The 12,537-nt window shown below is 38.8% G+C and carries 4 protein-coding genes; 1 reads left to right on the forward strand and 3 read right to left on the reverse strand.

The genetic code is table 11. From position 1 onward, the window contains the following. The 3 genes from H4O18_RS11100 to H4O18_RS11110 all read right to left on the reverse strand — a co-directional run bounded on the left by H4O18_RS11100 (position 1) and on the right by H4O18_RS11110 (position 4,414). On the reverse strand, positions 1 to 1,653 hold the full coding sequence (locus H4O18_RS11100; protein WP_187584492.1) for an ArnT family glycosyltransferase: 1,653 nt from the start codon (positions 1,651 to 1,653) through the stop codon (positions 1 to 3). Between the two features lie 169 nt (positions 1,654 to 1,822). Further along, a complete protein-coding gene (locus tag H4O18_RS11105; protein WP_187584494.1) occupies positions 1,823 to 2,440 on the reverse strand; it encodes a response regulator in 618 nt (205 codons plus the stop codon). Further along, positions 2,441 to 4,414: a tetratricopeptide repeat-containing sensor histidine kinase gene (locus H4O18_RS11110; RefSeq protein ID WP_187584496.1), complete on the reverse strand. Its 1,974-nt coding sequence runs from the start codon at positions 4,412 to 4,414 to the stop codon at positions 2,441 to 2,443. It abuts the gene before it with no gap. Between the two features lie 595 nt (positions 4,415 to 5,009). On the opposite strand from H4O18_RS11110, the gene H4O18_RS11115 reads away from it, so the two are divergent. Continuing rightward, a complete protein-coding gene (locus tag H4O18_RS11115) occupies positions 5,010 to 12,536 on the forward strand; it encodes a T9SS type B sorting domain-containing protein (RefSeq protein ID WP_187584498.1) in 7,527 nt (2,508 codons plus the stop codon). The last annotated feature ends 1 nt before the right edge of the window (position 12,537 follow it).

Here is a 12,537-nt window from a genome sequence, read left to right on the forward strand (position 1 = left end):
CTATTTATTAAATAATATTAGCCAATTCTGGTACACCTTGCGATTCTTGAAATGAGGTTCCAAGTATTTTAAACCATCCTTGAACCCCCTTTTTTTATCAATAAGTAAGTAGGTATTTGGACTATAGGAGAGTGAATCCAAACGCGAAACCATGACTTGATCATTTATGTCCCAAAGAGATTCCTTCCAATCATCATTATTTTGAAATTGTATTTCCCTATTTGTTGTGTTATGTTTTAACTTTAAGGTAATTTGATGCGCATCAGAATAGATAGGTATAGAGGAAAGGAGATAATCATACACAACAACTGTCTTATGGGTTTTGAGAGTTACATTGTTAATATATCCCATTAATTCTTTGGTCGAATTAAAGGTTGGACCATTATGAGCCATTAACGAAGTTGAAATTAAAATCAAAGCTGCGCCAAAACCTGCACCTAATATCGCTGGCTTTTCTGGTCTAAGATTATCCACAAGAAAATAAATTACAGCTAGGACTATCAGCGATATAAAGCTATTAATTAATGTTCCGGTAGAAATTTGAACGAAATCTGGTTTTATAATCCACAAAGCTAGAATACCCGTGAACAAACAACCCATCAGGGCTGCATATACCATGTTCAAAGTACTCCTGATTGCTTTTGTAGCCTTAATCAATTGTGCAGCAATTAAAATGGCCACCAACCAAAAAGACGGTAGGATATAAAGGACCATTTTATTCTTAAAGATTGAAAAAATCAAGAAAAGGCAACCCATTGAAATCAGTAATAACCTATCCTCCCTTCCCATATTCAGGATTTTCTTTCCTTTCTTTTTAAATTGATGTGGTATTATCCACCACCAAGGAAGCACTAGAGCGATGATTAAGGGTATGTAAAACCAGAATGGTTTGGAGCGGTTAAATGATTTATACGCCATTCTGGATAAAAGTTGCTTTTCTATAAAATAATCCCACAAACCGGGATTGCCCAAAACAACCATAACATACCAACTAGAGCCAAGAATAAGACAAAGCGATATTCCTAAAATATGATGAATATTAATTTTTGAACTCCGCTTAAATATTGATTTATAGACAACAATATAGATCAAAATAAATAGTAGGGCCACTGGGCCTTTGGTTAGCAACGCAATTGCCATTAAAAAATAGAATAAATAGAGTCCCAACAACTTTCCTTTTGAGGTATAATATTGCCAACAAAAAAGGCTGCCCAAGATAAAAGTGGTAAGATATGCGTCCGTAGTTAAATTACGACTGGATATTAATACAATGGGCATAGCAAAATATACCAATCCAGACATAAAAGCTATTTTCCTGTCTTTGTAGAGTAAGTTCGCCATACCGTAAACAAAGATTAATTGAAGTACTATAGCAATTTGTAGAAAGAACCTGGCGCCAAACTCGTTAATTCCAAAAATACGATAGCCGAGGGTAGTAATGTAATAGACTATGGGAGGCTTATGAAAGTGAAAAATACCTAGAAGTTTTGGATTGAGATAATCAGCGGAATTTAGCATTTCACGGCTAATCTCGGCATATCTGGCTTCACTGGTCTCCGCCAATCCGTACGAACCTAAGCCTGCCAGTAATATGGTCAGGACAATGGTCAAAAAAAATAGATAATATCCGTTAGTTGTTATTCTGGATAACATTCCCGCGATTTATTTTTCTAAATTATGAGCCTTCAATTTATTTAATCAAACTTTCTGTATTAAATTAACCAATTAATCACATAGTAACACTTTTAGACTTCATTTCTTATTGAACGATCGGTTTTTTACCCAGAAAAATTGAAAAATGAAAAGTCAAAGACCAATTGTATTATATTAATTGGTTCTTTGTAGCAACTCTAATTAAAGAGGCCGTATTTTTTACTTCAAATTTGTTTAATAGGTTTTTTCGGTGGGTATCCACTGTCGTAGTACTGATGAAAAGTTTTTGAGCAATTTCATTATTGGTCATTCCCTCCGCTATAAGGAGTAGGACTTCCTTTTCCCGTCTTGTAATTACTGGAATAACTGAATTTTCATTCTTTTGTACTGCCAATTCAGCTTCAAAACTTAAATATTTTTCACCATTAAGAACCGTTGAAATGGCATACACCAATTCCTCGCGTGTGGCATTTTTCAATATATAACCCGAAGCTCCATTGTCCAACATTTTTTGAATAAAACTATTCTGATTAAAGGTACTAAGACCTATGACATGGATGTCTGGGTATTTGGTTTTTACATCCAAGCACAGATCTATTCCGGTCTTGTCCGGAAGACTAATATCCATTAATATCACATCTGGTTCATGTTGCTCCAAGAAGGCTATACACGAAGTCGCATTCATGGCATGTCCTATCCATTCAATCCCATTTTGATTCTGAAGTAAGGACCTAATGCCTTCAATGATCATATAATGGTCGTCGACAATAAAAATTTTGGTATCCATTTAGATTTCAAATTCTATGTGAACAGAGGTTCCATTTCCTTCTTTCGAATTTACGTCGAGCTTTCCCTTCAAAAAATCCACTCGGTGTTTTATATTTATCCATCCCATTCCTTTTGATTTGTTCAATAGGCGAATATCAAAACCCTTACCATCGTCTTCAACAGTAATAGTTAATAAATTGTCAGATTTGGTAACCTGGACAATTGCATTTTTTGCGGCCGCATGTTTTAAGGTATTGCCGATCAATTCCTGAATAATACGGTATATAGTGATGGCTGTAGTTTGTTCAAATTTATGGTCTTTTAATCCAATGGACTGGTAATTTATCTGTAGGGCTCCACTTTTGTTTATGCCTTTACAATAGTCTTCCAAAGCGATATCCAAACCAAACCGCACTAACGATTCCGGCATCAGATTGTGTGCCACCCTTCTCATTTCCTGAATAGAACTGTCCAGCATATCCATACTCCTTGCAAAAGCTTTTTGATTGTCGGGCGTCATTATGAGGTCAGATTTCATGGTTTGAAAGGAATATTTTATTCCAGAGAGCATGCCCCCCAATCCATCATGTAAATCCTTGGCCAAACGCGTTCGTTCCTGTTCCTCTCCTTTAAGAACCGCTTCCGTAGCCGTTAGTTGTTTTTCTTTTTCCAGCTCATTGATGCGTTGCTGATTAAGCTTCTGTTTATGGCTATAATTTCTAAAGGCCAAAAAACTAATTACGACAACCATGACAATGGCACCAATTAATAGATAGTTCAAGGAACTCTTTTGTTGTATAGCCAGCTGGTTGATCTTTTTTTCCGTCTCCAGATTATTGATCATGGTTTCTTTCTTTTCAGAATCAAATTTGGCTTCCAATAAATTGATGTTGGTTATACTTTTCTCGCCAATAATAGAATCGTTAAGAGTTTCATACTGCTTGTAATACTCCAACGCTTTCTGGAAATCCTTGGTCTTTTCCTTTAGTCCGGAAGCCCTTAAATACAAGTCCTTCAACTCATATTTTGAACCCAATTTTTGGGCCAGGTCTATACCTTTCCAAATAAACTTTTCGGCCTCATCATAATCCTCGAGGTAAACATAGGCATCGGAAATACCCATATAGGCATACATTTCATATTCAAGTGCCAATTTTTCCTTTGAAAAGTCGATGACCTTCATATAATAATCCAACGCCTGGGGGATACTTTTTTTTGCACTAAAGACATCGGCCATACCCAGCCAACCATCCAGAATAACTTCAAAATCATTGATCTGTAAGCCAATTTTTTCTATTTCGGAATAGTTGGCCAAAGCATTATCATATTCTTTTAAATATAGTTGGGCCGTGGCAATATTTAAAGTAGATGAAGAAATTGCATATTCATTTTTTAATTCCTTCGCTATAATTAGTGATTTATTAGCGTAATCAAGTCCTTTTACATACTCCTTTAAATTAATAAAGATGGACGCCAAATTATTATTTGTAATACGTTGAAGTCTTTTATCCCCAATCTCCTCAGCCAATTTCATGGCTTTGAGATAATATTCCGCGGCCAATTGAAAATCGGACAGGTATTGCCATTCACTACCCACATTTAAATTGGCTATGGCCAAATCCTTTACGGTTCCTATTTCCTCATAAATCCGTAATGCCTCCAATGTTAGGTCCAGGGATTCCCTAAATTTCCCTTGATCGTTAAGGATTTCTATGGCATGACTGGCATAGGAGGCTTCCCCCTTTCTGTATTTAATCTCCGTGGATAGATTCCTAGCCATATTATAATAATACATTGCGGTATCTGGTAGGCTATTTTCAAAAGTACTTCCATATTCATAGTAATAGGCCACTGTAAGGCTATCTTTTCCCAAAGATTTCAATTGATCTTTATGACTATTTATTTCAGTGCTTTGAGGAAATCCCTGAATGCCCAAAAACAGAGCTATGACCCAGTGATTAAGGTGTCCTATTTTTAAAATCGGTCTTGGCATATATCGTACAAATTATATCTCCAAATTACGGATTCCCAAGATTAAAATAGCTCCTGTTTTTCCATGATTTTTAAGGAAAAATCTCCAAAATTCCCTTTATAAGGACATTGGTATAGTTTATACGTTATGAATATTTCACCCTCACATATAAACACATTTATTTACACCGAAAGTCAACCACCTTTTCTATTAAAATTACGATTATTTAGGATTGAAATTACATTAAATATTAGCTAATTGGAGTGATTGATCAATTACAAATTAACTACCCATTTCAGGATAATTTATGATGAAAATCCTTCGAATGAAACAAACATAAATTGGGCACCAAATTGCATCATTTGACTGTCATAAAAAACCAAATATTATATAGCCTCTCCAGCACTATGTACCATGTTTATTTAACATTATAATTATGCCTAAAATCGGTCTTTCACCACAGGAAAATAGGGTTTCACAACAAAACAGTAGTTGTGGTCCCTATATGAGGAAAAAAGCTGCAATATATTGAACTCCTCTCCCGTTATAAGGTCTTTCCTACAAGATGGAAATAAAAGCACTATTTAATTGCAATTATAATATAAGGGGCAACATCATGATAAAATCGACCGCAAAACTACTACTTCTAATCCTGTTGTTTAGTTTTAACGCTTGGAATAGTACAGCTCAGGTTACTACCAGTCTACAGAATACCAATTTCAATTCCTGTGGTAGTGATCTACCCCAATCCGAACTAAATCTTGGAAATCTGGTTTTGACCGAAGCCTTGGCAACGGATTTTGGTACAGGTACCTACACTTTTTTTATTCAGGCACCCTCCAATTTTACAATCAACGCCACTACCATGCTCAAATCAGGGGCCGATATTTCAAATGCCGTCGTAACCCAGGATCCAGGTAATGCCTCTAGATTACAAGTTACCCTTACTGTTAATGCCCAAACTACCAAGGATATAATTACTATTGAAAATGTTAGAATACAACTAATTCCAAGTTCCACTACGACCAATGGGAATTTGAAATATATTTTAAATGGGAATGCCAATAAAATTAATGCACTGGTAGATGCCCAAAATTTGGCTGCCATTTCTTTTACTCCATTAACGGGCGGTACGGGTGTAAATCAACAAGTATGTGCCATTAACGACGTACAGAATATTAGTATTACAGGGTCTAACATAAGCCAAACCAGAACGTTTGCATGGGAAAAGGATGTAAACGGGACCTGGACTGCCATAGCCAATTCCAATACGGAAATCCTAGTGGTAGACAAGCCATCTTTCCCTAATGGAATTAGTAGATACCGACGTTTAACCACCTTTACTCTGTATGGGGAGTCTTGTACACAGATCAGTACCCCGGCAACAATAACGGTAAATGAAATATACCCAGGAAGTATTACCGATGGAACCGGTCAAAATGTTTGTGCAACACAAATACCAGAACAATTAAGTACCTCAGGGGATGTGGCCGTAACGCCAGCAGGTACAACAAGCTATCAGTGGTATAAAAATGATTCCGGACCATGGGAACTTATCGCAGGAGCCACGGATAATTTCTATCAACCTACTGCCTTATCGGTAACCACTTCGTTTAAAAGAAGGGTCACCAACGTCTTGAACGGATTTAGCTGTTTTAAAGAAACACCTGCCGTCTCCATTATTGTAAATTCTGCAGTTTTAGGAGGTACCGCTACAAATCAGAACATATGTTCCTTAAGTGATCTACAATTATTAACTATAAATAATGGGGAAAACAATGGAACCTATCAATGGCAAAAATACAATGGAAGTAACTGGGTAAACATAAGTGGAGCTACTTTAAGCACTTATAATGCCAGTTCCAACTTAAATCCAGGTACCGAAGAATTTAGAAGGGTTACTACTGTTTCAGGAGCAAGTTGTCAGGGCATTAGTACAGTTGCCACCATAACGTATACCAATTTTGGAGTAGGAAGTATTACTGGTGCTGAAACTGTATGTTACAATGCTGCCCCAAACACGATTACATCGGACGCCAATGCTACCGGAACAGGTGCTATTTCCTATAAATGGGAACGATTTAATGGAAGTTCTTGGACTACAATTTCTGGAGCCAACAATGCGGAATATCAACCAACTGCCCTTACACAATCAACAACATATAGAAGACAGGATAATATACTCTTAAACGGTTATACCTGTTCCGACTATACCAATGAAATAGTAATTACAGTGCTCAGCCAAATTAATGGAGGTACTGCAAGTGCAGACCAAACGATTTGCGCAGGGGAAATTCCCAATTCCATATCTGTGAGCGGGGGAACAGCTGCAGGCCCCAACATCACATATCAATGGCAATCGGCCACGACGGGTAATTTCACAAATATAAGTGGAGAAACCAATGCTACATATAGTTTTGCCAGTGCCCCAGCGGTAACCACAAAATATAGAAGACAAACAATAATTACCAATAATTCCAAAATCTGTTTGGAGAATTCTACAGTGAGCAACGTTTTTGTAAACACCTTGAACACTGGAGTAATCGGAAATAATCAAGATGTTTGTGCTGGACAGGCGCCAAGTACTTTGGTGAATATATCCATCACTACAGCGGCAGGAAATATAACATATGCCTGGGAGTCGTCAACGGACAATGGTGCAAACTGGAATGTTATAGCTTCGGCAACGGGAGCTACGTATACACCAGGTGTACTTGCAGTATCTACCAAATATAGAAGATTGGATACTACTACCTTGAACGCCAAAGTTTGCTCCAACTATACCAACGTAGTGACCATAAATGTAGCAGGCGCAATCTCCGGTGGAGAAGGATCCGCTGACCAGGTGGTATGTGAAGGCGAAACACCATCCACTATTACTGTTGCCAACGGTACAGCAGCCGGGGTAGGGGTGAATTTTCAATGGTATATCTCCTTGGACAATGTAAACTACACGGTTTTAACTGGAGAAACTGGAGAGAGTCTAAGTTTTTCTTCAGGATTGGCAGCATCTACCTATTTCAGAAGAAATGTAACTTCCACCAACAATGGAAATACCTGTGAAGCTTCAAGTCTTCCTACCTTAGTTACTTTGATCTCCCTTTCGGAAGGAACAATTGCCCAAACACAAACAGTATGTGGGTCAGGAAATATTCCGCCATTAATTAGTACGGCCGATGCCACTTCCAACGGTACGATCACGTATACTTGGCAAAGTTCACTGGATGGCAATGCTTGGTCCGATATTGCAAGTTCGAATCAGTCTACATATACACCGGTCAATACCAATGAATTGGCCACCTATTTTAGAAGAAAGGCCACAGCTACCTTGCAAAGTACCACTTGCGAAGCAATAACACAACCGGTAATAGTGTATGTAAATAAATTTGACAATGCACCTAGCCATAATATTACTTTCTCCTCCGGGGGAACAGGAAGTACGGAAGTTTGTAATGCGGGAGACCCACAACCTTTCAGTACAAATTTTCAATTGATAGCCTCAGGAACTTTAACTTATCAATGGCAATCTTCCAATGACAATATCACCTTTAACGATATATCGGGCGCAACATCCGTTTCCTATGATCCACCACCGGTTACACAGGATATTTACTATAGAAGAATAAGTACTTCTACCTTAAATGGCGTTCAATGTAGTGTTACCAGTAATGTTTTGGAAATAATCAACGGAGGTAATGCCACGGGAGGAACTATAGGAACTACAAACCCAAACGGCACAAATGGAACTAACCAGGAGGTAGTTTGCGAAGGAAATGACCCTAGCTTAATTCAGGAACTGACCGCTTCAACCGGAGAAACCTTAACCTATCAGTGGTATGCCAATGGCGCATTGATTCCTGGAGCTACAGCAACCAGCTATGACCCCCCGGCCAATCAGACATTTACAAAAACTTATATTAGAACTACTAAGAGTACGGATATCTCAGGAGTAGAATGTACTGTGGATAGTAACCCTGTTGTGGTATTGGTCCCACAGGCCAGAAATTTAGGGAATTCTTTAACTATTTGTTATAATTCCATGGCCCCAACGCTAGGAAACCCCAGCGCTATAGAAGGACTTCCTTATTTAACTTTTCGATGGTACGAATCGAACGATGGAACAACCTTTACTGAAATAACCGGCGCAACCAGTGAAACCTATACGCCTGGAACCGCCTTTACCGCCGATAAATTTTACCGTAGGGATTATCTTGCCACTGTGGACGGTGTGCCATGTGGAACTTATATTCCAAGTAATGTAATTGGAATATATGTCAATGATGTTGATGGAGGTACCATCTCAGGTGATCAAAAAATATGTTATGGAGATGACCCTGCCATATTGGGCAATACTGTTAACGGTACAGCGGAAGGGGTATTAAAGTACCAGTGGTATTCATCGGAGGACAATAGTAATTGGGGCATAATAAATGGTGCAGTAAATAGTACCTATGATCCAATTGCAGGAAGCTTTCCTACCACTTATTTTAAAAGGACTACCTTCTCAACAATGAATAATGTTGTTTGTTCTGAAGACAGCAATACTGTAGTGGTGCAGGTTACAGAACCACTATTGCCAGGAACATTAACCAATGACCAAACTATATGTGAAGGGGTTGTACCAGCGGCATTGACAGTTTCGGGTGGCAGTACTTTTGTAGACCAAACCTATAATTGGTATTCATCCCCTAATGGTACAACATGGACAGATCTTGCCGTAAGTTCGGCATCCTATACGCCTCCAGTACCCACGGGAACAATGTTCTATAAGAGGTCTACGACAAGAACTTCTTTAGTAGATCAAACCTGTGTGGTGGAAACCAATACTATAAAAGTAACACTCAATACAGTATATGCCGGTAAAATAACGGACAATCAATCGGTTTGTGATGGAAGTCAGCCTTTGGCCATTGTGGAACAGGAATCCGCAACGGGTGCAGGTGTACTCACCTATCAGTGGTGGTCTTCTCCGGATAATCAAACTTATACTTCAGTAGCAGGAGCCACTCAACCAAATTATACTCCTCCAAGTACGTTGACAACTTCAACCTATTTTAAAAGAGTTGTCACAAGCACTATTAATGGAGTAGCTTGTAGTGATGAAACCTCGCCAAAAATAGTAACCGTAATACCTTATGCCATTATAAATAATGATGCCATTATTGCCAATGATATTAGCAATGTGAGCTGTAATGGCGGAAATGATGGAAGTATTGTAATACCCAACTCCAGAATCACTGGAGGTAATACGGCCCAGAAGCAAATCAATACCATTTCACTTTTTGGAACTCCAACTTTAGGCAATACCTACAGTATAATTATTGATAGTAAGGTATATGAGCATCAAGTTACCTTGAACGGAATTAATCAACCACAGGATAACAATGAAGTGGCCGCTGCGCTTGCACAAAAAATCAATGCTGCAACCGGCGCAAACTTAAGTCCGGCCGTAGCAACAAGCAATTTCAATGAAATTACCTTGACCGCCAAGGTTGCAGGAATTGGATTTACGGCATATGTCAGTACTGGATCCGACCCGAACGTGAATAGCACCAATGTAATCACCCAACCAAATTCGGTTGCCAACACCTATGTATGGTCTAAAATTGGAGATAACAGCTTTACGGCATCCACATTAAGTATTAGCAATCTAACAGCAGGAGTATACCAATTAACGGTTTACAATGAATATTGCGGTACAACATCTTCACCATTCTTGGTGTCGGAACCTGAGGTTTTGACCTTAAATATTGGAGACACCTGTAATACGGCCATTTCGGCAACTAGTACTGGAGGTATTGCACCTTTTACCTATACGCTTACGAGGCCTAATGGTACGACTTTCGAGCAGACATCCAACAATCCAAATATTACCTTTACCGATTTAACCGGTGGGGCTACCTATAATGTGAGTATTAAGGATGCCTCTTGTGCTATACCGGAATCACAATCCGTAACCTTACCTATGGGCCTACAATTTAATCAGGCATCCGTAGTTGTTGAAAACGCAACCTGTTTTGGTCAAAATGATGGAAGTATTAGTTTAAATATTGGAGCTACTACAGTAACAGGTGGGTACCCTCCATATAATTTTAGTTGGACAGGACCCAACAATGCCACCTATTCAACGCAAAACATTAGTAATTTGGCCCCTGGGGTATACGTACTTTCCGTTACCGACCAAATTGGATGTTCCACAAGTTATACGGCAAATGTAGCTTCCAAAGCAGTACTTGAAATAAGTAATGTTCAGGTGACCAACGCACAACTACAATGTGCTGGGGACGCCAATGCTGAAATAAGCATACAGATAAGCTCTGATCCAAGTAGTCAGTTGCAGATAAACTGGTACAAAAACGGAACAAGTTACTCTACCAATAATACTAGTCTTACCAATTTGGGAGGAGGAAGCTATGAAGTAGTTATAATAGATACCAACAGCGATCCAAATGCCCCATGTACTGTAAGACAGACTTTTGTGATAACTGCTCCTACCGTATTTAGTGCAACAAAGGTGGATACTGGAAATTCTAGTTGTGTTGATACCAATACCGGACGGGACTTAACTTTTAGGGTGCAGGGAGGCACATCACCTTTCCAGTATTCAGTTGATGGCGGAACTCCAGTAATCTTTAGCAGTACGCAAACTACTATAAGCGCACTTTCCAATAACAGTCATGTTATAGAAGTAACCGATGCCAACCAATGTGTTGTACAAACGTTTACCATGGAGAGTTATGAACCTATGGATTATTCCGGTTCCAAATCTTATACCATTCCACCATGTGAAGTAGGTTACTCATTTACCTTGAATACCAATTTGATTACAGGAGGAAAACCGTTTATGGACACTAGTAACAACCCATATTACCTATACGATTGGAGAGGCCCCAACAATTTTGTGGCCCAAGACATCACCAGTTTTGAAGCGGTACATGGTTCCTATTTCTTAACCATATCCGATAGCAATGACTGTTCTTCACAGGAAATTGAATTTACCTTTAATACTACCTATACTCCAATAGTGGTAAACAAGACAATAACCCCAGTAAGCTGTGGAGCAACCAATGATGGGGCTATTTCCATTGCAGTAAGTGGGGGCCTTAGACCTTACAATATTGTTTGGGAAAAAGAGGTGGCTGGTACAGCTAACAATCCAGATCCTGTGTTCACACCTTTAGGCCAAAACATAACACAATTAAGTGGCCTGGAAGAAGGAAGGTTAAGACTTACTGTTAGAAGTAATATAAGTGGATGTAACAATGGTGATAAATCCTATTATTATCAGGAAATAATAACTATCAATAAAGCTCAATCGCTTCAACTGTTAGACGGACCTTATTTGGATCAATCCCTTTGCTTGGGCAATCCAGGTAGCATTTCAGTATCAGTTTTTAATAGTCAACCTGGCGATTTAAGCTTCTACTATGAAAATGCACTTGCGCCGTCTGTAAAAACTGGCACGAATACATATTCCGTTCAAATTGCAAGTCCGTTGGACAACGCCACCCTCAATGTGGTCAATGATCAAGGTTGTGGAATTACGATGCCTATTAGTGCAGGGGTTACAGACCCCGCATTTTCCTATACATCGGACGAATACGAAATTACAGGTCTATTAATGGCCAAGGAGGAGATTCGATTCAGTATAACCAGCGAACCTGGTTATGGCAATGCTTCATGGGATTTTGGGGATGGAAGTCCAATAATTAACGTAGACCCAACATCAGACGGCATTATGACCACACATAAATTTAGTTACCCCGGTATTTTTACCACAACGCTAACTTTATTTAACGAAGAGGGTTGTAGCAAAACTGTGGAACAAAGCCTACAGGTAGGTAACGGTTATGATGTAATGTTCCCCAATGTGTTCTCAGCGAATGCTGATGGAATAAATGATTATTTCCAGGGAGAATTTACTGGAATGGCTTCCTTTACCTTTCAAATTTATGACATGTGGGGCTCCTTGATCTACAGTGTAGCATATAACTATGACGACATGCCAGTAAATTGGGGATGGAATGGTAATTACAGTTCGGGCAAACCCTATAAAAATACGTCTTTCCGATATTTATTTGTTGGAACCACCAAAGACAACAAACAAATAACCAAAACCGGCGAAGCCTCAATATTACGCTAGA

Origin of the sequence: Arenibacter arenosicollis, from assembly GCF_014397245.1 — a bacterium.
In the GTDB taxonomy this organism is placed as follows: Bacteria; Bacteroidota; Bacteroidia; order Flavobacteriales; family Flavobacteriaceae; genus Arenibacter; species Arenibacter arenosicollis.

Excerpts from the sequence above, each read along its gene's own strand:
- H4O18_RS11100 (WP_187584492.1), bottom strand. The coding sequence starts at position 1,653 with ATGTTATCCAGAATAACAACTAACGGATATTATCTATTTTTTTTGACC.
- H4O18_RS11105 (WP_187584494.1), bottom strand. The coding sequence starts at position 2,440 with ATGGATACCAAAATTTTTATTGTCGACGACCATTATATGATCATTGAA.
- H4O18_RS11110 (WP_187584496.1), bottom strand. The coding sequence starts at position 4,414 with ATGCCAAGACCGATTTTAAAAATAGGACACCTTAATCACTGGGTCATA.
- H4O18_RS11115 (WP_187584498.1), top strand. The coding sequence starts at position 5,010 with ATGATAAAATCGACCGCAAAACTACTACTTCTAATCCTGTTGTTTAGT.